Origin of the sequence: Pantoea sp. 18059 (assembly GCF_902706165.1) — a bacterium.
Taxonomy (GTDB): domain Bacteria; phylum Pseudomonadota; class Gammaproteobacteria; order Enterobacterales; family Enterobacteriaceae; genus Pantoea; species Pantoea agglomerans.
Genome location: NZ_CACSJS010000005.1, coordinates 30,484 through 53,385, shown reverse-complemented (window position 1 = coordinate 53,385; position 22,902 = coordinate 30,484). Strand labels below are relative to the sequence as shown.

Genomic DNA, 22,902 nt, shown 5'->3' with positions numbered 1-22,902 from the left:
ATAAAGTAACGTTCCCGATGAAAAGAATCTATAAGTAACAAAATTTTGTGACCCGCCTTAAACCTCCGGCAAATAAACCGCGTAAACCGCGCAGGCGCTGACGGGGTTGACTATTCTTAGCTCAAAATAGCCTGCTGGAAACCTGATTGATGAGTTCTGCTACCCCTTTGGCACCACTCTTCACCCGCTCACAGCGTCAGTGCCATCTTTTATTGCTGCTGTTTCTGCCGACACCCGTGCTTACGCTTGAAAAAGTCTGCCAGCTGAATGGCGTCGATCCTGCTGTTGCCCGACAGGATATCGCGGATGTGGGCCTTGAGATACAGCGATATCACCAGCTGGAATTGCATCAGATGGTGGATGGCAGCTTTCGTCTTCATGGCACAGAGTTGGATCGGCGCCTCTGTCTGCTGCACAACCTGCGACGCAGTTTGCGTTTATCGCAGGATTTCGTCTGCGATCATTTTGCAGCCCCCCTGCGTCAGCGCCTGAAGGTGATGAAGATTGAGAAGGCGCTGTGGGATGAGACCAATTTACAGGCGCTGATCCAGCACTGTAGCCTGCGTCTGAAGCGCGATTTCAGCGAACGCGACCGGCTTTTTCTGCAGATTTTCATGAAGTATGGATTGTGCCAGCGCCAGCCGGTGCTGTTCAGTGAAGCGCAGTGTCACTGGCTGCAGCAGAAGGCTGAGCGGCAGGCCGCCGAGGATGTGATTCACCACTGGCGCAAACGCTGCCACCTTGCGCCGCCCGTCAGTGAAACCGACTTCTGGACACTGCTGTTCAGCCAGATACATACGCCTGTCGTGGATGCGATTGCACATCCTGCTGAGCAGCAGTTAATGGCTGCGACCCAACAGTTGATTAATGACTTTGAACGGTGTGCCGACATTACTTTTGCTGATCGCGACGAGCTGCTTAACCAGCTCTATCCTCATCTGGCGCAGGCGCTGGATCGCACCCACTTCACTATCGGCATCGACAACAGCGTGGCGCTGGATGTCAGCCGCCTCTATCCCCGCTTGTTGCGCACCACTCAGCAGGCGCTGCAGGCGTTTGAGCAGCAATACGGGATTGCGTTCAGCCCGGAAGAGGTGAGCTTAATTACCGTTATTTTTGGTGCATGGCTGATGCAGGAGAATGCGTTGCAGGAGAAGCAGGTGCTGATTCTGACGGGTGACGATACCGATCTGGAGCAGGATGTGGAGCAGCAGATCCGGGAGATCACGCTGCTGCCGATCAATATTACCTATCAGGACGTGAAACAGTTTCAGCGGGATGGCGCACCGCGGGATGTGGACATCATCATTTCGCCCTACCCCACCTCGCTGCCACTCTTCTCCCCGCCGCTGGTGCATGCGGAACTGCCGCTGACGTTACACCATCAGCAGCGGATTCGTTATTTACTGGAGTCGTAGCCGGGACGCAGAAATAGCGCGGGCAGCGCCACCAGTGCCATCACCCAGAACAGATGCCCCTGCAGATGAGCGAACAGCACGCCGCAGATCATGGTCATTATCGCAATGCCCCCCCCCATCGCCAACGCGGAATAGAGCGACTGCAGACGGATCACTTCCGCTCCCTGACGCGCCGCAATAAAACGCATCGCCGCCAGATGACAGACGGTGAAGCTGCCACAGTGGAGGATTTGCGCCACAATCAGCAGCGGCAGCGCGGTAGTAGCACCCATCAGACTCCAGCGGATCAACGCACAAATGCCCGAAAGCAGCAGCAGATCGCGCGCGCTCCAGCGGCGGAACAACCGGTTGCTCAGGGCAAACACGACGATTTCGGCCACCACGCCCAGCGACCAGAGATAACCCACCGTGGAGGCGGAGTAGCCACTCTCCTGCCACCAGATAGCACTGAAGCCGTAATAGGCGGCGTGCGCACCCTGCAGCAGCGTTACGCAGAGCATAAATCGCCATACCGCATTCTCACGCAGCAATTCACGCCACACCTGCCAGCCACCGCCCGCCGCGCCCTGCCGTTCATTACCCTGTGGCTGGGTGGCGGGTGACAGCATCATGCCTGCCAGCATAGAGATGACGCCGACGGAAAGCAGCAGCAGAATGGCGTTTGAAGAGTAAGCACTGACCAGCACGCCGGTTAATGCCGAGCTGATCACAAAGGCTAGCGAACCCCACAGCCTGACCGGCCCATACGCCAGCCCTATCTGCTGTGTCCAGGTGGCGGCCAGCGCATCGCTAAGCGGGACCAGCGGCGAGAAAAAGAGGTTAAAGCCGATCATGACCGTCAGCAGCCACATCCACTGCTCACCCCCCCAGAAACCGGCAGCGAACAGGCAGGTCATCAGCGCCAGCAGACGCAGCGCCGTAATCAACCGTGAAGGATTTTTGACCTGAGAAGCGATAAGCAGACTGCCGACAAAGCGTGCCACCATGCCACAGCCGAGCAGCAGGCCAATCTTTTCAGCATCAAGACCGGTGCCTTTCAGCCACACGCCCCAGAATGGCAGATAGATGCCGTAACAGAAGAAGTAAGTGAAGTAGCCCAATCCGAGCCATCTGGCGGAGCCGATTGCCATATTCCCTCCAGCAAGAGTGCTGCCTGGCAGCATGAGTGGGCGCTACTCTGGCAGAGCGCCGCAGGACAGGCAATAAAAAAGGATGGCTGATGCCATCCTTTGTATGCTGTCTCACAACAGGTTAACGATTAAGCGTAGACCGGCAGACGGCTGCAGATTTCCAGCACTTTCTTTTTGGTGCGCTCAATGGTCGCTTCGTCATTGACGTTATCCAGCACATCCGCGATCCAGCCAGCCAGCTCACGCACGTCCGCTTCGTTGAAGCCACGACGGGTAACAGCTGGCGTACCGATACGGATACCGGAAGTGACAAACGGGCTTTTCGGATCGTTAGGCACGCTGTTTTTATTAACCGTGATGTTGGCACGGCCCAGCGCCGCATCCGCTTCTTTACCAGTCAGGTTTTTGCTCACCAGATCGATCAGGAACAGATGGTTATACGTGCCGCCAGAAACGATGTCATAGCCACGCTCAATCAGCACCTCAACCATCGCTTTGGCGTTTTTTGCCACCTGCTGCTGGTAGGTTTTGAATTCCGGCTCCATCGCCTCTTTGAACGCAACCGCTTTACCAGCGATAACGTGCATCAGAGGACCGCCCTGACCGCCAGGGAAGACAGCAGAGTTCAGTTTCTTATAGAAATCTTCGTCGCCGTTTTTCGCCAGAATGATACCACCGCGCGGACCCGCCAGCGTTTTGTGAGTGGTAGAGGTCACGATGTGCGCATGCGGGATCGGACTCGGGTAAACGTCTGCAGCAATCAGGCCGGCAACGTGTGCCATGTCCACAAACAGCCATGCACCTACGCTATCCGCGATTTCGCGCATTTTCGCCCAGTCGCAAACGCCGGAGTAAGCTGAGAATCCGCCAACGATCATTTTTGGCTTGTGGGTTTTCGCCAGTTCAGCCAGTTCGTCGTAGTCAATTTTACCGGTCTCATCGATACCGTAAGCCACAACATTATAGAGTTTGCCCGACAGGTTAACCGGTGAGCCGTGAGTCAGGTGTCCACCGTGCGCCAGGTTCATCCCCAGAATAGTATCGCCCGGCTGCAGCAGCGCGGTGTAAACCGCAAAGTTAGCCTGTGAACCTGAGTGTGGCTGCACGTTAGCGTAATCGGCACCAAACAGTTCTTTTGCGCGATCGATCGCCAGTTGCTCAACGATATCAACGTACTCACAGCCGCCGTAGTAGCGTTTGCCCGGATAGCCTTCAGCGTATTTATTGGTGAGCTGAGAACCTTGTGCCTGCATAACACGCGGGCTGGTGTAGTTTTCAGAAGCAATCAGTTCAATGTGCTCTTCCTGACGCACTGTCTCCTGCTCCATCGCCTGCCACAACTCGGCATCGTAATCGGCAATGTTCATATCACGCTTTAACATCCGGATCTCCTGACTCAGCTAACTTTCTGACGGTATTTACCCCCCTTCAGGGGCGAAGGCCCACAGTGTAAACCGTTTTAACAGGTGAAGGTAGGGTGAACCTCCTCTTTTTACGCAAACGATTGGCTGGCTACTGGCAGGGCTTTTTTACACCTTTTCACCCTGTTCAGACGCCACAATTTTTCTTCAGGATGTGACGGCGGTTTCTCAGGATGCACCAAAAAGTTGCCACTTTGACAACCGGGAAATTTATCGGGTTATTTACACCACAGGCGAGACGGCTATAAGATGCATTTAAAATACATCTTTAAATGAGAGGCCGCTTTTATGCTTGATGCACACACTATCGCCACGGTTAAATCGACCCTGCCTGCCATCGCCGCCTGTGGTCCTGCGCTTACCGCACACTTCTATGACCGTATGCTGTCGCACCATCCTGAACTCAAAAATGTTTTCAATATGAACAACCAGCGCAATGGCGATCAGCGTGAAGCGCTGTTCAACGCCATTTGCGCCTATGGCGCGAATCTGGAGAACCTGGCCGTGCTGCTGCCTGCGGTGGAAAAGATTGCACAGAAACATACCAGCCTGAATATTCAGCCTGCGCAATACGCCATCGTCGGTGAAAATCTGCTGGCAACCATTAAAGAGCTGCTGAATCCGGGTGAAGAGGCGCTGGCAGCCTGGGGCCGGGCCTATGGCGTACTGGCAGATGTGTTCATTAATCGCGAAGAGGAGATTTATCAGGCGACGGAGCAGCAAACCGGTGGCTGGCGCGGCACTCGTGCGTTTCGCATCAGTGCTGTTGAGCAGCAGAGCGAGGTGATTAAAAGCTTTACCTTCAGTCCGGTAGATGGCGGCCCGGTAGCGGCCTTTAAACCGGGTCAGTATCTGACGGTGCATTTGCAGCCCGCCAGTTTCGAACATCACCAGATTCGCCAGTACTCGCTTACTCACCTCAGTAATGGCAAAGATTACCGGATTGCGGTGAAACGTGAAGCGCAGGGCACCGTCTCCGGCTGGCTGCATCAGAATGGCAAAGTGGGTGATGAGCTGATGCTGGCCGCACCGCATGGCGACTTCTTCCTTGAGGTCGATGCTGCAACCCCGGTGGCGCTGATATCCGCGGGCGTGGGTCAGACGCCGATGCTGGCCATGCTGCATGCCCTGGCGGCCCGCCAGCACCGCGCGCCGGTCAGCTGGCTGCACGCAGCAGAGAACGGCAAACAGCACGCATTTGGCCCGGAAGTGATAGCTACGGGCGCACAGCTCACCGATTTCGTCAGTCAGGTCTGGTATCGCGATCCCGCCGCTGAAGATGCCGGTCGCTATGACGCGCAGGGTCTGATGGATATCACCGCGATCTCCGCACGTCTCGCCTCACCCGACACCCACTTCTACCTCTGCGGTCCGCTGCCCTTTATGCAGCATGTGGTGACGCAACTGCGTGATGCCAGCGTGGCAGATACACGCATTCATTACGAACTTTTTGGACCGCACAAAGGGATGTAATTGAGCAATAAAAAAAGCCCGCAGCGCGGGCTTCTTTATGCTGATAAAGAGCTGATAAAGATATAATCAGATCGCCTCTTCATCCTCTTCGCCAGTACGGATGCGCACCACGCGCGCCACGTCGAAGACAAAGATTTTACCATCACCGATTTTGCCGGTCTGCGCAGTAAGCATAATGGTCTCGACGCAGGTATCAACGATATCGTCGCCCACCACCATCTCGATTTTCACTTTAGGCAAAAAGTCGACCATATACTCTGCGCCGCGGTAAAGCTCGGTGTGCCCTTTCTGGCGGCCAAAACCTTTTACTTCACTCACGGTCATCCCGGTGATGCCGACTTCCGCTAAGGCTTCACGGACATCATCGAGTTTGAATGGTTTGATAATCGCATCAATCTTTTTCATGTCAGACCCTTTTTCACTCCCTCCATGGTCAGAGGGTTTATCAAGTATAAATGTTGCTGGCGCTGTCGGGCGGTAATATCCGGGATTCTTCAGGTTGCCGCAAGCGCTGCCAGATTATGCTGACCGCACCCATTCTGATTCGGGCCTGAGCAGGCAACCTGCCGGTATCACTCCGCAGCCTCCGCTACTCTTTGAAATCACTGGCATCCAGCTCATGACGAGACAGCAGCTTATAGAACTCCGTGCGGTTGCGTCCAGCCAGACGTGCGGCATTGGTTACATTGCCTTTGGTCATCTGCAACAGCTTCCGCAGATAGTTCAGCTCAAACTGATTGCGCGCCTCAGCAAAGGTCGGCAAAGCACTATTCTCACCGCTTAACGCCTGCTCCACCAGCGCATCGCTGATGACCGGCGATGAGCTCAGCGCTACACATTGTTCAATCACGTTAACCAGCTGACGCACATTGCCCGGCCAGCTGGCCGCCATCAACCGCTTCATCGCATCAACGGAAAAACTGCGGATCTGCGGTTTATGCCGTTCCGCCGCCTGTCGCAGCAGATGATTAGCCAGCAGCGGAATATCTTCAGTGCGCTGATGCAGCGCCGGAATCTTCAGGTTCACCACATTAAGACGATAGAAGAGATCCTCGCGAAACTCCTTTTTCTCCATCGCCTTCGGCAGATCGCGATGCGTGGCTGAAATAATGCGCACGTCAATCTCAATATCATGATCGCTGCCCAGCGGCCTGACCTTACGCTCCTGCAACACCCGCAGCAACTTAACCTGTAGCGGTTGCGGCATATCGCCAATCTCATCCAGGAACAGCGTCCCGCCACCTGCAGTTTTAAACAGACCATCACGGGCACTGACTGCGCCGGTAAAGGCCCCTTTGGCATGCCCGAACAGCTCTGACTCCAGTAGCTGTTCCGGCAGTGCGCCGCAGTTAATGGCGACAAAGGGCTTGCCGTTTCGCGGGCTGGCGGCGTGAATCGCCTGTGCCAGCATCTCTTTACCAGTACCGCTCTGCCCGTTAATCAGCACGCTGACGTCCGACTGCGCCACCATGTGCGCCTGCTCCAGCAGCCGCAACATCAGCGGGCTGCGGGTGACGATCGCTTCCCGCCAGCGGTCATCGCTGACCGGCGCCTGCTGAGCCAGTGCTTCATCGATCGCTTTGTAAAGCGCATCTTTATCCACCGGTTTAGTCAGGAAGCTGAAGACGCCCTGCTGCGTGGCGGAAACTGCGTCCGGGATAGAACCGTGCGCCGTCAGGATAATCACTGGCAGACCGGTGTGGCGTTTCTGGATCTCGCCAAACAGCGCAAGACCATCCATCTCATCCATCCGCAGATCGCTGATCACCAGCTCGATTTTTTCTTTCTGCAGCAGACGCAACGCTTCGGGTCCGCTGGCCGCGGTGGTGACCTGATAACCTTCGCTGCGAAGACGCATGCCCAGCAGCTTCAGCAGGCTGGGATCGTCATCCACCAGCAGCAGTTTTGCCGCTTGTCTGACCATTATTGCTCCTCATCCTGCGGCAGCGCAGTGCCGTGGCCGCTGTCAGAAACATCCGGGGCTTTCCGCGATGAAAGCTGGCGCTCAATATCAGTAAGTCGCTCCAGCTTATGCTGCGTGTCGCTGAGCTGCTGCTGCTGTTTAACCATCTGCTGGCGTATCGCCTCCAGCTGCGTATCGCTGCTCTGTTGCAGATGAACATAACGGGTGCGCGCTTCACTCAGGTCGAGCTGCGCGGCCTGATTACTGCGCCACAACTGGAGCAGCGGACGCACAGACTGCGGGAAATCGCTGCTGTAGCGATCCAGGGTTTCAACATAACGACGACGCTCCACTGGCGTCACGTTGCCGTTCGACATCAGCACGCCCTGCTTGAAAGCGCGCGACCAGCTCTCAACCGGCCAACGGTGGGCTTCGGCTCGGGCCTCGGCGGGGGAAAGGCGTTCAGCGCAATCGATGGCCCGCATCCAGTAGAGAGGATTACTCAGTGCCGCACTATTCTCTATCGTCCACAGGTCATTGCAGCGGGTCGCCAGGTAATCAGCCACGCTGACCTCGGGTTCCGCTACCTGATGGCCTGACGGCAGGGATGAGGTGGCCGGGGAGGTCGTACATCCGCTGAGCAGCAGCGTGGTCAGTGTGCTCAACAGCAAAGCGGGTAAATATTTCATCAGTCAGACTTTCCCGGCTGTGGTGTTCAGTTCAATTCGAAAACAGACGTCAGCCTGCTCGCAGGAGACCAGCGTCAGGTCGCCATGCATCCGGCGCAGGCAATCTTTGGCAATACTCAATCCCAGCCCACTGCCTTTTACCGGCCCTTTGCGCTGCTGGCTACCCTGGAAAAAAGGTTCGAAAATCATTGCCTGCTCTTCCGGCGGGATCGGCGTGCCGCTGTTCGCGACATCAATCCAGACCCGATCGCCCTGCTGCTGACTGCGCAGCCAGATGGTACCGGATTCGCTGCCGTAGTTCACGGCGTTCGAATAGAGATTATCGATGACCCGCATCAGTAACATCGGTTCGGCAAGGCAGTGACTGACCGCCAGATCGACAACCGTCTGCATGAGTTTGGCGCGCGCCGAGAGTGCATGTGCATTCACCACCCCCTCCACAATTTCCGCCACGCTGACCGGTTCCAGCTGGATCGGGCCATCTGCCAGTTTACGGTTGTAATCAAGCAGCTGTTCAATCAGCCGCTGCAGATGACGGCTGCTGCCGTCGAGGATAGTGACCACCTCTTTTTGATCGGCGTTCAGCGACCCGGCTACCTCGTCCGCCAGCAGTTCGGTGCCTTCACGCAGGCTGGCCAGCGGCGTTTTCAGTTCGTGAGAAAGATGGCGCAGGAATTCATGGCGCTGCGATTCCAGCCACTGAAGCCGTTCGCTGAGCCAGACGATGCGCTGTCCCAGCGAGCGTAACTCGCGCGGGCCGCGAAATGTCACGCTGTTACCCAGTTCCCGGCCTTCGCCAAGCCGGTTGATCATCCGCTCAATGCGCTTGACCGGCCCGATAATCATGCCGGTAAACAGCGTCATCAACGCCAGACTGATGATAAACAGAATCAGCGCCTGCCAGCCAAAAAACTGGCCGCGATCGGCAATTTCGCGCTGCAGCTGAAGGCCGCGCGAAAACACCACTTCGCGCGTGTCCTGCACCATCTGCGCATTGGTGGCAGAAAAACGATCCAGCGCCTCTGCGGCAGGCGTAACCGGATTGCCGTTATCGCACTTTAACGGTGTCAGCAGCGGCAACGTCGCCTGTAAAGTCTGGAATGCGGGCAGTTCGGGCAGGCTGGCGCTGTGCGAACTCAGCATCTGGCTGTAGCGGGTGTGCTGGGTCTGATAAAGGCGCGCCAGCGAGGCATCATCCAGCACGCAGTACTGGCGATAGCTGCGCTCCAGCTCAACCGCCGTTCGTGCCATCGCCTCACTTCTGCGAACGTCGGTGAAGGTATTGCGGTTGGTATCCGCTGCCTGTTCGCTTAACGCAGAGAGACTTTCCCACGCCTGCCAGGCCAGCACCAGCAACGGCAGCAGCACCAGTACAAACGCCATCAGCACCAGCTGACGCAGAGAACGGGGAAATAAACGCCATTTTTTCACGCAGCCGCTTCCTTAAGATTTGCTGTCTGGATGCTAACGGACTCTGTCAGCGGAAGAAAGGTGTCGGCGGAAGAAAGGGGAACAAAAGAAAACGGCAGGCTCGATGGCCTGCCGCTGGCACGACGCGTGATGCATCGCGTAAAAATGGGTGGAGCCTTACTCAACGTTACGTCCGGTGTTTGATAACGCAAGCGATTATCGGTCAGTTGGACGGCAGGCTCCGTTTGGTGCGTCATTCGGGCTTTATGAGCTCTTCTCCGCTAAGCGGGGCAATCATAAACAGGTGAATGAGCAGCTGCATGAGTATAGCAAGTTCCATGCCAGGAAATAAATCATTATATTTTTCAGCAAATTGAATAAGCTTACCGGACAACTGCTGCGCAAAATCTGATTACAGCAAGGGAAAACTGTCTCCGCTGAGCGACATGAAATCGCGCCGGATGAGCGTTCATTTAAAATCAACGAGATAGATGTCGCCAAAAAGAGACAGTGCGACATACTCATTGTCGCCGTTTGCCAACAGAGCCACAAAAAAGAACAGGAGGCACACTGGCCTCCTGCTCTTTTCAGCGGATTACATTAACTCAGCTGTTTGCGCGCATTGCGGAAAATACGCATCCACGGGCTGTCTTCACCCCACTCTGCCGGATGCCAGGAGTTGCTGACGGTGCGGAACACCCGCTCCGGATGCGGCATCATGATAGTGACGCGACCACTTTCGTTGGTCACGGCAGTGATGCCGTTTGGTGAGCCATTCGGGTTAGCCGGATAGGTTTCTGTTACCTTGCCGAAGTTATCGACAAAGCGCAGTGCCACCAGCCCTTTCGACTCCAGCGCCGCCAGATGCGAAGCATCACGCACTTCAACAAAGCCTTCACCGTGCGAAACGGCGATGGGCATATGCGAACCGGCCATGCCGTCCAGCAACAGCGATGGACTGTCGGCCACTTCTACCAGACTGAAACGCGCTTCAAAGCGCTCAGACTGGTTACGCACAAAGCGCGGCCAGAGATCGCTGCCTGGGATCAGTTCACGCAGATTAGACATCATCTGGCAGCCGTTGCAGACGCCCAGCGCCAGGGTTTGCGGACGGTGGAAGAAGGTTTCGAACTCGTCACGCACGCGCGGATTAAACAGAATCGATTTCGCCCAGCCCTCACCGGCACCCAGCACATCGCCGTAGGAGAAGCCGCCACAGGCGACCAGCGCCTGGAACTCTTCCAGACCGCGACGTCCGGCCAGCAGATCGCTCATGTGAACGTCAATGGCGGTGAAACCTGCCCGATCAAAGGCGGCGGCCATCTCTACATGGGAGTTCACGCCCTGCTCACGCAGCACCGCGACCCTTGGACGTGCGCCAGTGGCGATCATCGGGGCAGCAACATCTTCCTGCGGATTAAAGGTCAGATTAACGTTCAGGCCAGGATCGCTGTCGTTTTTCTTCGCTTCATGTTCCTGATCGGCACACGCCGGGTTGTCGCGCAGACGCTGCATCTGCCAGGTGGTTTCCGCCCACCAGGTACGCAATGTGTTGCGGCTTTCACTGTAGACCGCGCTGTCACCAGAACGGATCACAAAGCGATCGCCCGGCTGCGCGCTGCCCAGCAGATGCGTCGAGTCGGCAAGGCCGTGATCCGCCAGGATCTGCTCAACCACGGCGCGATCGGCGGCGTTGATCTGAATCACCGCGCCCAGCTCCTCGGTAAACAGGGCAGCCAGCGCATCGTTACCCAGCGAGGCGATGTCAACGTCGATGCCGCAGTGACCAGCAAACGCCATCTCGGCCAGCGTCACCAGCAGACCACCGTCGGAGCGATCGTGATAAGCCAGCAGTTTCTGCTCAGCCACCAGCGCCTGGATGGCATTGAAGAAGCCCGCCAGCTGAGCGGCATCGCGCACGTCGGCAGGTTTGTCGCCAAGCTGACGGTAAACCTGCGACAGCGCGGTTGCGCCCAGCGTATTCGCGCCGTTGCCCAGATCGATCAGCAGCAGCAGATTATCCTGATCGGCCTGCAGCTGTGGCGTGACGGTGCGACGGACATCTTCGACGCGGGCAAAAGCGGTAATCACCAGCGACAGCGGTGAGGTCATTTCGCGCTGTTCGCTGCCTTCCTGCCAGCGTGTTTTCATCGACATCGAATCTTTACCGACCGGGATAGTGATCCCCAGCGCCGGGCAAAGCTCCTCGCCGACTGCCTTCACCGCCGCATATAAACCGGCATCTTCACCCGGATGACCGGCTGCGGACATCCAGTTTGCGGAAAGCTTCACACGCTTCAGCGAACCAATATGGGTAGCCGCCAGGTTGGTCAGTGCTTCACCGACGGCCAGACGACCCGATGCCGCGAAGTCCAGCAGCGCAACCGGTGAACGTTCGCCCAGGGCAAACGCTTCGCCGTGATAGCTGTCGAGGCTGGCGGTAGTCACCGCACAGTTGGCAACCGGGATCTGCCACGGTCCCACCATCTGGTCGCGCGCAACCATGCCGGTCACGCTGCGGTCACCGATGGTGATCAGGAAGGTTTTTTCCGCCACGGCAGGCAGATGCAGCACGCGGTTCACCGCATCGACCAGCGTAATGCCGTCACGCTGCAGGGCAGTGCCCTGTGTCTGCTGCGTCACCACATCCCGCGTCATCTTCGGCGTTTTGCCCAGCAGGACATCAAGCGGCATGTCGATCGGCTTGTTACCGAAATGACTATCTTCCAGGCTCAGGTGCAGCTCTTCGGTGGCTTCACCAATGACCGCGAACGGTGCGCGTTCGCGCTGGCAAATTGCCTCAAACTGCGCCAGCTGATCGGGTGCCACTGCCATCACATAACGTTCCTGTGATTCGTTACACCAGACCTCCAGCGGACTCATGCCAGGCTCATCACTCAGGATGTCACGCAGGTTAAACCGGCCGCCACGACCGCCATCGCTGACCAGCTCCGGCATCGCATTGGAGAGACCGCCAGCGCCCACGTCGTGGATAAACAGAATCGGGTTCTCATCACCCAGTTGCCAGCAGCGGTCGATCACTTCCTGACAACGGCGCTCCATCTCCGGGTTATCACGCTGTACCGAGGCAAAGTCGAGATCGGCATCAGACTGACCCGAGGCCATCGATGACGCCGCGCCGCCGCCCAGGCCGATGTTCATTGCCGGACCGCCCAGCACCACCAGCTTCGCGCCTACGGTGATTTCACCTTTCTGCACGTGATCGGCACGGATATTCCCGATGCCGCCCGCCAGCATAATGGGCTTATGGTAGCCACGCAGCTCAGTGCCGTTGTGGCTGGTGACCTGCTCTTCATAGGTACGGAAGTAACCATTCAGAGCCGGACGACCAAATTCATTGTTAAATGCAGCGCCGCCCAGCGGGCCATCGGTCATAATTTCCAGCGCGCTGACGATGCGGGCCGGTTTGCCGAAGTCCTCTTCCCACGGCTGTTCAAAGCCAGGGATACGCAGGTTCGATACAGAGAAACCGACGAGGCCCGCTTTTGGCTTCGAACCCCTTCCGGTTGCGCCTTCATCACGGATTTCACCACCGGAACCGGTCGCAGCACCAGGCCACGGCGAGATGGCCGTCGGGTGGTTATGAGTTTCCACCTTCATCAGGATGTGTGCGGCTTCCTGATGCCAGCGGTATTCGCTCTCTCCGGCGTCAGCAAAGAAGCGGCCAACCTCTGAGCCTTCCATCACGGCGGCGTTATCTTTGTAAGCAGAGAGCACGTAGTCCGGCGTCTGCTCCATGGTGTTTTTGATCATCTTAAACAGCGACTTTGGCTGTTTCTCGCCGTCAATAATCCAGTCGGCGTTGAAGATCTTGTGACGACAGTGCTCAGAGTTCGCCTGCGCAAACATGTAGAGTTCAATGTCGTTGGGATTGCGGCCCAGTGCGGTAAACGCCGCCACCAGATAGTCGATTTCATCGTCGGCCAGCGCCAGACCCAGTGAGATATTCGCCTGAACCAGCGCCTGACGGCCCTCACCCAGCAGATCGACACTTTTCACCGGCTGTGGCGTGTGATGCGCGAACAGCTGTTCAGCCTGCGCCAGATCGCCGAAGACCGTTTCCATCATCCGATCGTGCAGCAGTGTGCCCAGCGTTTGCCACTGCGCTTCCGTCAGTTGTGGGGCCTGTACATAAAAGGCCAGGCCGCGCTCCAGACGACGTACCTGCGGCAGGCCGCAGTTGTGGGCAATGTCAGTGGCTTTGGATGACCAGGGCGAAATGGTGCCGGGACGAGGCGTCACCAGCAGCAGACGCCCCTGTGGGGCATGTTCAGCGAGAGAGGGACCATATTTCAGCAGGCGCTGCAGACGGCTCTGTTCGTCAGCGCTTAAGGGCGTGCTGACATCAGCAAAATGGATGTACTCAGCGTAAATATCACTCACCGGCAGATGAGCGTCCTGAAAGCGGGTCAGCAGTTTGTTTACACGAAATGCCGACAGGGCGGGCGAACCACGCAGAATTTCCATTAATAAATCTCTCGTCAGGGCGCCGGGCGACGCTTCATTGGGCGCAACAGGGAAAACGGGGCGTATTATAGAGAAAGCGACCTCGCGACGAAACCGTTTGCGCACAATTTTTGGCGACCCGGATTTGCCTGAATTTTGCGCAAAAGCTGCTATAAAAGTTGCTCAGCGTGATTTTGTTGCGCAAAATGCCCCTCGCTCTGGGAGTTCAAAGAAGACAAATACTGCCTTTAAAAGACAGAGGCCTTAGAGCCAGCGAGAGATAACTATTTGAAACGCCTAAAATTTAATTATCTGTTTATCGGTCTGGTTGCCGTGCTGTTAGCGTTAGCGCTATGGCCATCCATTCCCTGGTATGGGGGTGGGCAGGACCAGATTTCACAGATTAAATCACGGGGAGTACTGCGTGTCAGTACCATCAATTCCCCGTTGACTTACTACACAGTGAACCAATCTCCGGCCGGTATGGATTATGAGCTGGCAAAACGCTTCGCCGATTATCTGGGCGTCAAACTCAAGGTGACAGTACGTCCCAACCTGAGCGATCTGTTTGACGATTTAGATGATGGCAAAGCCGATTTGCTGGCCGCGGGTCTGAACTACAACAGCGAACGCCTGACCCGCTATCAGACCGGGCCAGGCTACTACAACGTTTCGCAGCAGCTGGTCTATCGCGTGGATAAGCCGCGCCCTAAAAACCTCGGTGACTTAAAGGGGCGGCTGACTGTTGCGTCTGGATCGGCTTATCTGTCAACGCTGAAGAGCGCGCGGTCAAATCAGTACCCCGATCTGGACTGGGCGATCTCCACCGATCAAAGTCCTAAAGCCCTGCTGGAAGCGGTGGCAGACGGCAAGCTCGACTATACGATTGGCGACTCCGTGACCATCGCTCTGCTGCAGCGCATCTATCCGCAGCTGGCGGTGGCGTTTGACGTCACTGATGAAGAGCCGGTCACCTGGTATGTGCGGCACAGCGATGACGACAGCCTGAATGCCGCGATGCTCGACTTCTTTAACGGTATGGGTGAAGAAGGGGCGATGGCGCGGCTGGAGGAGAAATATCTCGGCCACGTCGGCACCTTTGATTATGTCGATACACGCACTTTCCTGCGCGCCATCGACAACACACTGCCTGACATCAAACCGCTGTTTGAGAAGTACGCCACCAGCATTGACTGGCGACTGCTGGCGGCGATCTCCTATCAGGAGTCGCACTGGAACCCGCAGGCCACCTCCCCTACCGGCGTGCGCGGCATGATGATGCTGACCCGTAACACCGCTGAGAGCCTGGATGTGGGCGACCGGACCGATCCCGAACAGAGCATTCGCGGCGGCAGTCAGTATCTGCAGGATATGATGGCGAAGGTGCCGCAGACCATCCCGGAAGATGAGCGCATCTGGTTTGCGCTGGCGGCCTATAACATGGGCTATGCCCATATGCTGGATGTCCGTAAACTCACTGCCCGCCAGGGAGGTAATCCGGATAGCTGGGCGGATGTGAAGCTGCGTCTGCCCATGCTGAGTCAGAAGCGTTACTACACCCAGACGGCTTATGGCTATGCCCGTGGGCATGAAGCCTATAACTATGTGGAGAACATCCGCAAATATCAGTTAAGCCTGGTGGGTTATCTGCAGGAGCAGGAAAAACGCCTGGCGCAGCAGGCTGAAGCACAACAAGCACAGGCCGAACTGGCCAAAGGCTATCCGGCGGTCGAACCGAAGATCGCCATGAATTAATTCTGGCGTTGCGCCTGACGCAGCGCTTTTTTCTGCTCGCGACGCATACGGAAGAAGTCGCTCAGCATTGCGGCACACTCTTCAGCCAGCACGCCGCTCTGTAATTCAACCTGATGATTCATGCCGGGGTGCCCCAGCACATCGAGCAGCGATCCTGCCGCTCCACTTTTGATATCGTGCGCACCGTAGACCAGCCGGCTGATGCGGCTGTGTACCATGGCGCCGGCGCACATCACGCACGGCTCCAGCGTCACATAGAGCGTGGTGTCCAGCAGACGATAATTTTCCAGTACTTTACCGCCCTGCCGCAACGCCATAATCTCCGCATGCGCCGTCGGATCGTGCTGGCCGATGGGCCGGTTCCAGCCTTCACCGATCACCCGGTCATTCTGAACCAGCACCGCACCCACCGGCACTTCGCCCTGCTCCCACGCCCGGCGCGCCAGGTCAAGCGCATGGCGCATCCAGTATTCATCTTGTTGTTTCATGCTGACCACTCCGGGCGACAGAAAAGCGGCGCATTATAGCGGTCTCACCGATCCTTTAGAAACTTATTCCAGCTGTTGCAGCTCACCTGCGGGTGTTACGCGCCAGCGATGCTGACAGAAAAACAGCAGCGGGTTGTCCTGTTTGCTGTCGCTATAGCCACTGTAGAGCTGTAGCGGCGTGCCGATTTTCTCTTCCAGCTGTGCCACTTTCTCATGACCGAGGCAGCGCATTGCCAGTACCCGCCCGCCCCAGCCGCGCTGCATCTGACTGGCAATCAGCTTCACGCGTGGCAGAAACGCGGAGTCGTAATAGACCTGCTCCACCAGAGACTGTGGCGATCCGGTGATGAGCCAGACGTCAGCATCATCACTGCCGAGGTAATCGGTCAGGCGCTGCTGAACCACCGGAAAGGCTTTAACGCGCAGGCGGAACCACTGCGCAAATTCGGCTTCGAGTTGCAGCAGCGTCCGCTCAGAACGGCCAAAAGTAATAGACCAGAGCAGCAGGCTCATGGGCCAGCGTGCCGCCCGGCCTTTAAACAGCAAGCCGATACCCACTACCGGCAATAACGGCACCACCAGCAGCAGATTAAGCGGTCGGCGACGCAGCAGATAGCGCATAAAAGTGCCGAACATGTCCTGCTGGTGCAAAGTGCCATCCAGGTCAAAAAATACGACGCGACGTTGTGTTCCCCTGGTCAAACAACTCTCCTTCAGGCTGATTCTGGAATGATAAAGAGTAGTGTAGCCATCATCAGGCGCTACGGCGATGACTGTCATTTTTAATTCCGATGACTACAATGCCTGATGAATAGTTTATTCTTCACAGATTATCCCTGAATTACGAGGATTGGGCATGAGTTCATTGCTGCGCATTCGCCAGCTTTATCCACGTCTGGCATTGAACGAGCGTCGGCTGGCTGATTTTCTACTGTCGCAACCCGATCGGGCGCGCCACCTGAGTTCGCAAAAGCTGGCGGAAGAGTCTGGCGTCAGCCAGTCGAGCGTGGTGAAGTTTGCTCAGAAACTGGGATACAAAGGTTTTCCGGCGCTTAAGCTGGCCCTGAGTGAGTCACTGGCGGACAAAGATGCCATTACCGTACATAACCATATCCTCAGCGACGATCCCCTTAAAATGGTGGGTGAGAAGCTGCTGACGGAGAAACTCTCGGCAATCCGCGCCACGCTGGATATCAACAGCGAAGAGAAACTCAACGATGTGTTACAGCTGCTGAAAAATGCCCGGCGTATTTTACTGGTGGGCATCGGCGCTTCGGGTCTGGTGGCGAAGGACTTCTCCTGGAAGCTGATGAAGATTGGCATTAATGCGGTGGCGGAGCAGGATATGCACGCCCTGCTGGCCAGCGTGCAGGCGATGGGGCCCGGCGATGTGCTGCTCGCCATCTCTTACACCGGTGAACGGCGGGAGATCAATCTGGCCGCGCAGGAGGCGGTTCAGGTAGGCGCCGATGTGGTGGCGTTTACCGGTTTTACGCCGAATACGCTGCAGCAGAGCGCCAGTTACTGTCTCTATACGGTGGCGGAAGAGCAGAGTACCCGCAGCGCGGCCATCTCCTCGACCACGGCGCAGCTGGCACTGACCGATCTGCTGTTTATGGCACTGGTGCAAAACGATCCGGAACGCGCGTCCAGTCATATTCGCCACAGCGAAGCGCTGGTGAAAAAGCTGGTCTGATCAGCGGCAGCGCGTATAATACCCGCGCTTTTTCTGTTGTTATCAGGTGGGTAAAATGGCGCTGTTGATTACGTCCAGATGCATTAACTGCGATATGTGTGAACCGGAGTGCCCGAACCAGGCCATTTCACTGGGCGATGCGATCTATGAGATTGATGTCAGCCGCTGCACGGAATGCGTCGGGCATTATGAGACGCCAACCTGTCAGCAGGTATGCCCCATCGACAACACCATCATCATTGACCCACAGCACACCGAATCACGTGATGCGCTGTGGGAGAAGTTCGTGCTGCTGCACGGCTAGCTTTCAATGATCACCGTGGCGCAGGCGTAGTGACGCTCATCGGCCAGCGTCACGTGAACGTGTTTAACGCCCAGCCTCTCTGCCACTTCAGCGGCATGCTGAAAGAAGCGTAATCCCGGTTTCCCCAGCGCATCGTTATAAACTTCAAACTGATTAAACGCCAGACCACCGCGAATGCCGGTGCCAAAGGCTTTTGCTGCCGCCTCTTTTACCGCAAAGCGTTTAGAGAGAAAGCGCACCGGCTGCTTGTGCGCCTGATATTGCTGCCATTCGGCTTCGCTCAGCACCCGCCGTGCCAGCCGGTCGCCGGAGCGTTCAATCACCCCGGCGATGCGTTCAATCTCAACGATGTCCGTACCCAGTCCCAGAATAGCCATCAGCGACGGGCTTCACGCAGCAGCTGCTTCATCTCTTTCACCGCATCCGGCAGGCCACTCATCACCGCACGACCAATAATCGCATGGCCGATATTCAGCTCATGCATTTCCGGCAGCGCCGCAATCGGCAGCACGTTGTGGTAGGTCAGACCGTGACCGGCATTGACCTTCAGTCCCAGGCTGGCGGCAAAGGTCGCGGCGTGGCGGATACGCGCCAGCTCAGCGTCACGCGCCAGTCCCTCTGGTGCTTCGGCGTAAGCGCCGGTATGAATTTCGATGTAAGGCGCGCCGCTGGCCACGGCCGCTTCAATCTGACGGTGATCGGCATCGATAAACAGCGAAACCAGAATGCCTGCGTCACTCAGCAGTCGTACGGCCGCGTTCATCTTCTCCTGCTGCCCCGCCACATCCAGCCCGCCTTCAGTGGTCACTTCCTGACGCTTTTCCGGCACCAGGCAGCAGAAATGGGGCTGGATATCACAGGCGATGCCGATCATTTCATCGGTGACCGCCATCTCCAGATTCATCCGCGTCTGGATGGTGTCACGCAGGATACGCACGTCGCGGTCAGTGATGTGACGGCGATCTTCGCGCAGGTGCACGGTAATGCCGTCTGCGCCCGCCTGCTCGGCGATAAACGCCGCCTGCACCGGATCGGGATAGTTTGTCCCACGGGCGTTACGCACCGTGGCAATGTGATCGATATTGACGCCTAACAGCAACTCAGCCATGACCGTCCTCACTTGTTTTTCATCGTGATGTTGAGTGTACCGCGCAAAGTGAAACAGGCGGTACGACCCGCGCTATTCTTCTGCCTGTTCAGGCTTTTTCTTCGGGATAAACTGGCGGAACAGCTCCTGACTCTTCAGCGGCTTGCCACCAAGATAGGGCTTCAGGGCGATGCGGGTAAAACGCTTCGCGGCGCGCAGGGTGTCGGCATCGGGAAACTCTCGCTCGCACAGGGCGCGCAACTCGCGGCCGGTAAAGCTGCGCTGATTGACCACCAGGCTGGCAATAAAGCCGCGCTCTTCGCGGTAGCTGTACGTCATGTTATCGCTGACCGGCTCGCCGCTGCCGGCGCAGTGAAGGAAATCGACGCCATAACCCAGGTGACCGAGCAGCGCCAGTTCAAAACGCCGCAGTGCCGGTTCGGGCTTGCCGTGCGTTGAGGCTAATGCCTGAAGGCAGTTGAGATAGTCGAAGAAGAGTTCTGAGAAGGGGAATTCCTGCTGCAATACGCGAGAGACCAGCTCATTGACGTAGAGACCGCAGTAGAGCGTGATGCCGCTGAGCGGTAAAGCCAGCGACACCGCCTCGGCATTGCGCAGGGTTTTGACTTCCCCGCGCCCGCTCCAGCGAACCAGCAGCGGGGTAAAAGGCTGTAACGCCCCCTTCAGCTGCGAGCGCCGCGAACGTGCGCCCTTGGCCAGAACCCGCACCCGCCCTTCACTTTCGCTGAACAGGTCGAGCAGCAGACTGGTTTCGCTGAAGGGGCGACTATGCAGCACAAAGGCGCGTTGCCAGCCTTCCATTGAATCAGAGATCGTCTGTATAACCCAGGCTGCGCAGCGCACGTTCGTCATCTGCCCAGCCGGATTTCACTTTCACCCACAGTTCGAGATGCACTTTCGCTTCGAACATCTCTTCCATGTCTCTGCGCGCCTCTGTTCCGATGACTTTGATTTTGGCGCCTTTGTTGCCAATCACCATCTTCTTCTGCCCTTCGCGCTCAACCAGAATCAGACCGTGAATGTCGTAACCGCCACGTTCGTTGGTCACGAAGCGCTCGATCTCAACCGTAACGGAGTAAGGCAGTTCAGCACCCAGGAAGCGCATCAGTTTTTCACGGATCATCTCTGACGCCATGAAACGCTGTGAGCGGTCGGTGATGTAATCTTCCGGGAAGTGATGATCGGCCTGCGGCAGATGCTTGCGGGTAATCGCCGCAATGGTATCGACATTTTTGCCGCTCTCAGCAGAAATAGGCACGATATCGAGGAAGTTCATCTGCTGGCTCAGGAACTGCAGATGCGGCAGCAGAATGCTTTTATCCTGGATGTTATCGACCTTATTGATCGCCAGTACCACCGGCACTTTATTGTCGCGCAGTTTGCCCAATACCATCTCATCATCGGGCGTCCAGCGGGTGCCTTCAACCACGAAAATCACCAGTTCAACGTCGCCAATAGAACTGCTGGCTGCGCGGTTCATCAGACGGTTAATGGCGCGCTTCTCTTCCATGTGCAGACCTGGGGTATCGACGTAGATCGCCTGATATTCGCCTTCGGTATGAATGCCCATGATGCGGTGGCGCGTGGTTTGCGGCTTACGCGAGGTGATCGACACCTTCTGCCCCAGCAACTGGTTCAGTAAGGTGGATTTACCGACGTTTGGTCGGCCAACAATCGCGACAAAGCCGCAATAAGTAACGTTTTCGCTCATTCGAGTCCTGAATTGTTCAGCGCCTGATGCGGCGCCGAAAGAGTGCTATTTGAGTCATGTGTCATTCAGCGTCTTCTGACGCCGGGATAGAGTGTCAGGTTAATGGTTCAGTGCCGGTTCCGGCACTGTCATCCCGACAGATCTATTCAAGACCTAATTTTATCAGTGCCTGTTCAGCCGCTGCCTGCTCAGCTTTACGACGGCTGGAGCCGACGCCGACAACCGGCTCGGCCATGCCACTCACCTGACAGTGAATGGTGAATTCCTGATCGTGGGCTTCGCCACGTACCTGTACCACCAGATAGCTTGGCAGTGGCAGATGACGTCCCTGCAGATACTCCTGCAGGCGCGTTTTCGGATCTTTTTGTTTGTCGCCAGGACTGATTTCGTCGAGGCGGGTCTGATACCAGTCGAGGATCAGCTGCTCTACCCGCTCAATACTGCTGTCGAGGAAGATACCGCCAATCAGCGCTTCCACCGTATCCGCCAGGATCGATTCACGACGGAAACCGCCGCTTTTCAGCTCACCGGGTCCCAGGCGCAGGCACTCGCCAAGATCAAATTCGCGAGCCATTTCAGCCAGCGTGTTGCCCCGCACCAGCGTGGCGCGCATGCGGCTCATGTCACCTTCATCAACCCGCGGGAAGCGGTGATAAAGGGCATTAGCAATCACATAGCTAAGAATAGAATCGCCAAGAAATTCCAGGCGTTCGTTGTGCTTACTGCTGGCGCTGCGGTGAGTCAGGGCCTGCTGTAACAGTTCCGAATGAGTAAAAGTGTAGCCCAGTTTGCGCTGAAGCTTGTTAATCAGGATGGGGTTCATGCGATTCCAGTTCTTTGTTGCGTCTGTGACTCTGCATACCAAACGGGGCTGGTAATCCAACACGTTCCGTTTGGTGTGCAGTGGCCTCCCTGAGGAGGCCACCCGATTTGCCTGTTAATCAGACAATAATGTTAGTGGATACCACCGATGCGACTGAATCGCACGCCGGTTGGCCACTGGCCTTCTTGTTTCTCAAAGCTCATCCAGATAGCGACCGCTTTACCGACCAGATTACGCTCCGGGACAAAGCCCCAGTAGCGGCTGTCGGCGCTGTTATCACGGTTGTCGCCCATCATGAAGTATTGCCCTTTCGGCACGACCCAGCTCGCCTGCGGCTGACCCGGCTGCTGATAATACATGCCTGCCTGACTCTGCGCTTCGTTTACCAGCAGAATGTCATGCGTCACGTTACCGATTGTCTCTTTGCGGGTTCCCAGGCGCAAACCACCGCGCAGGGTATCGCCCTGTGGCACCTGATAGAAACCGTTGCCGGTTTCGTTGCCATCAAAGCCGCTAAAGGTCTGAACAAAGTTGCTTGGCTCAACGTCGGTGTAAGTTACCGCTAACGCTGTGTCACAGGCTTTATCATCGGAGCAGGTCGGTTTCACCGTCAGCGTTTTGCTGTAAGGATCATAAATGACTTTGTCGCCCGGCAGGCCGATAACGCGCTTAATATAATCCAGGCTCGGATCTTTCGGGTATTTAAATACCGCGATATCGCCGCGCTTCGGCTGACCGGTTGGGATCAGCGTCGTCTGGGTGATCGGATCCTTGATGCCGTAAGCAAACTTCTCCACCAGGATAAAGTCACCAATCAGCAGCGTCGGCATCATCGAGCCAGAGGGAATCTGGAATGGTTCGTAGATAAACGAACGCACGATGAAAACCACGGCCAGCACCGGGAACACGGATGCGGTCGTTTCAACCCAGCCTGGCTTTGCAGCGACCTTCGCCAGCGTTTTGCTGTCGAGCGCGTTACCGGTCTGTGCCTGAGCCTCAGCCTGTTTCGCGCGACGCGCGGGTGCCCATTTAAAACGATCAATTACCCATACGATGCCAGTAATCAGCGTCGCTATCGCCAGAATCAGGGCGAACATATTAGCCAT

At 56.7% G+C, this 22,902-nt stretch carries 20 protein-coding genes; 5 read left to right on the top strand and 15 right to left on the bottom strand.

The genetic code is table 11. The features are described 5' to 3' along the window. Positions 1-149: 149 nt before the first annotated feature. Positions 150-1,418, top strand: a complete 1,269-nt coding sequence (gene csiE, locus GVJ63_RS14360; protein ID WP_010671313.1) for a stationary phase inducible protein CsiE — start codon at positions 150-152, stop codon at positions 1,416-1,418. On the opposite strand, the gene GVJ63_RS14355 is transcribed toward csiE, so the two are convergent. Then, positions 1,400-2,548: a 3-phenylpropionate MFS transporter gene (locus tag GVJ63_RS14355; protein ID WP_159227044.1), complete on the bottom strand. Its 1,149-nt coding sequence runs from the start codon at positions 2,546-2,548 to the stop codon at positions 1,400-1,402. The two genes, csiE and GVJ63_RS14355, sit on opposite strands and share 19 nt — an antisense overlap. Before the next feature lie 128 nt (positions 2,549-2,676). Next, positions 2,677-3,930 carry a serine hydroxymethyltransferase gene (gene glyA, locus GVJ63_RS14350; RefSeq protein WP_010257616.1) on the bottom strand — a complete coding sequence of 418 codons (1,254 nt, stop codon included), beginning with the start codon at positions 3,928-3,930 and terminating at the stop codon, positions 2,677-2,679. A gap of 327 nt (positions 3,931-4,257) precedes the next feature. Between glyA and hmpA the strand changes: the two genes are divergently transcribed. Next, complete coding sequence (gene hmpA / locus GVJ63_RS14345) at positions 4,258-5,442, top strand: NO-inducible flavohemoprotein (protein ID WP_159227043.1); 1,185 nt, start codon at positions 4,258-4,260, stop codon at positions 5,440-5,442. A gap of 66 nt (positions 5,443-5,508) precedes the next feature. Here the strand turns inward: hmpA and glnB are convergent, their stop codons facing one another. The 5 genes from glnB to purL form a co-directional block, all read right to left on the bottom strand. Next, positions 5,509-5,847 carry a nitrogen regulatory protein P-II gene (gene glnB, locus GVJ63_RS14340; protein ID WP_159227042.1) on the bottom strand — a complete coding sequence of 113 codons (339 nt, stop codon included), beginning with the start codon at positions 5,845-5,847 and terminating at the stop codon, positions 5,509-5,511. Between the two features lie 184 nt (positions 5,848-6,031). After that, a complete protein-coding gene (gene glrR, locus GVJ63_RS14335; protein ID WP_010257627.1) occupies positions 6,032-7,366 on the bottom strand; it encodes a two-component system response regulator GlrR in 1,335 nt (444 codons plus the stop codon). Beyond that, complete coding sequence (gene qseG / locus GVJ63_RS14330; protein WP_033772428.1) at positions 7,366-8,034, bottom strand: two-component system QseEF-associated lipoprotein QseG; 669 nt, start codon at positions 8,032-8,034, stop codon at positions 7,366-7,368. The genes glrR and qseG overlap by 1 nt, the downstream gene beginning before the upstream one ends. A 3-nt stretch (positions 8,035-8,037) precedes the next feature. After that, positions 8,038-9,465 (bottom strand): HAMP domain-containing sensor histidine kinase, encoded by a 1,428-nt coding sequence (locus GVJ63_RS14325; RefSeq protein WP_052271651.1) that lies wholly within the window; start codon positions 9,463-9,465, stop codon positions 8,038-8,040. Between the two features lie 579 nt (positions 9,466-10,044). Beyond that, the gene (gene purL, locus GVJ63_RS14320) at positions 10,045-13,932 is read right to left on the bottom strand and encodes a phosphoribosylformylglycinamidine synthase (protein ID WP_159227041.1); all 3,888 of its coding nucleotides are present in this window, start codon (positions 13,930-13,932) and stop codon (positions 10,045-10,047) included. A 267-nt stretch (positions 13,933-14,199) separates the two neighbouring features. Between purL and mltF the strand changes: the two genes are divergently transcribed. Then, complete coding sequence (gene mltF / locus GVJ63_RS14315; RefSeq protein ID WP_033758659.1) at positions 14,200-15,666, top strand: membrane-bound lytic murein transglycosylase MltF; 1,467 nt, start codon at positions 14,200-14,202, stop codon at positions 15,664-15,666. Here mltF and tadA read toward each other — a convergent pair. Together tadA and yfhb are read right to left on the bottom strand one after the other, a co-directional pair. After that, on the bottom strand, positions 15,663-16,154 hold the full coding sequence (gene tadA / locus GVJ63_RS14310; RefSeq protein WP_072123926.1) for a tRNA adenosine(34) deaminase TadA: 492 nt from the start codon (positions 16,152-16,154) through the stop codon (positions 15,663-15,665). The two genes, mltF and tadA, sit on opposite strands and share 4 nt — an antisense overlap. Positions 16,155-16,217: 63 nt before the next feature. Continuing rightward, positions 16,218-16,856 carry a phosphatidylglycerophosphatase C gene (yfhb, locus tag GVJ63_RS14305; protein WP_010257641.1) on the bottom strand — a complete coding sequence of 213 codons (639 nt, stop codon included), beginning with the start codon at positions 16,854-16,856 and terminating at the stop codon, positions 16,218-16,220. Positions 16,857-17,010: 154 nt separating this feature from the next. Here yfhb and GVJ63_RS14300 point away from each other — a divergent pair, with 154 nt between their 5' ends. After that, positions 17,011-17,850, top strand: a complete 840-nt coding sequence (locus tag GVJ63_RS14300) for a MurR/RpiR family transcriptional regulator (protein WP_010257643.1) — start codon at positions 17,011-17,013, stop codon at positions 17,848-17,850. A 55-nt stretch (positions 17,851-17,905) separates the two neighbouring features. Beyond that, complete coding sequence (locus GVJ63_RS14295; protein WP_010671305.1) at positions 17,906-18,154, top strand: YfhL family 4Fe-4S dicluster ferredoxin; 249 nt, start codon at positions 17,906-17,908, stop codon at positions 18,152-18,154. Here GVJ63_RS14295 and acpS read toward each other — a convergent pair. The 6 genes from acpS to lepB form a co-directional block, all read right to left on the bottom strand. Next, positions 18,151-18,531, bottom strand: a complete 381-nt coding sequence (acpS, locus tag GVJ63_RS14290; protein WP_010257645.1) for a holo-ACP synthase — start codon at positions 18,529-18,531, stop codon at positions 18,151-18,153. The two genes, GVJ63_RS14295 and acpS, sit on opposite strands and share 4 nt — an antisense overlap. After that, on the bottom strand, positions 18,531-19,262 hold the full coding sequence (gene pdxJ, locus GVJ63_RS14285) for a pyridoxine 5'-phosphate synthase (RefSeq protein ID WP_010257647.1): 732 nt from the start codon (positions 19,260-19,262) through the stop codon (positions 18,531-18,533). Before pdxJ ends, acpS begins: the two co-directional genes overlap by 1 nt. A gap of 72 nt (positions 19,263-19,334) precedes the next feature. Then, positions 19,335-20,063, bottom strand: a complete 729-nt coding sequence (gene recO, locus GVJ63_RS14280; RefSeq protein WP_010257651.1) for a DNA repair protein RecO — start codon at positions 20,061-20,063, stop codon at positions 19,335-19,337. A gap of 4 nt (positions 20,064-20,067) precedes the next feature. Next, a complete protein-coding gene (era, locus tag GVJ63_RS14275; protein ID WP_010257653.1) occupies positions 20,068-20,973 on the bottom strand; it encodes a GTPase Era in 906 nt (301 codons plus the stop codon). A 142-nt stretch (positions 20,974-21,115) separates the two neighbouring features. Continuing rightward, entirely contained in the window at positions 21,116-21,796 is a 681-nt protein-coding gene (gene rnc / locus GVJ63_RS14270; RefSeq protein ID WP_010257656.1) for a ribonuclease III, read from the bottom strand. A 131-nt stretch (positions 21,797-21,927) separates the two neighbouring features. Next, positions 21,928-22,902, bottom strand: a complete 975-nt coding sequence (lepB, locus tag GVJ63_RS14265; RefSeq protein WP_010257658.1) for a signal peptidase I — start codon at positions 22,900-22,902, stop codon at positions 21,928-21,930.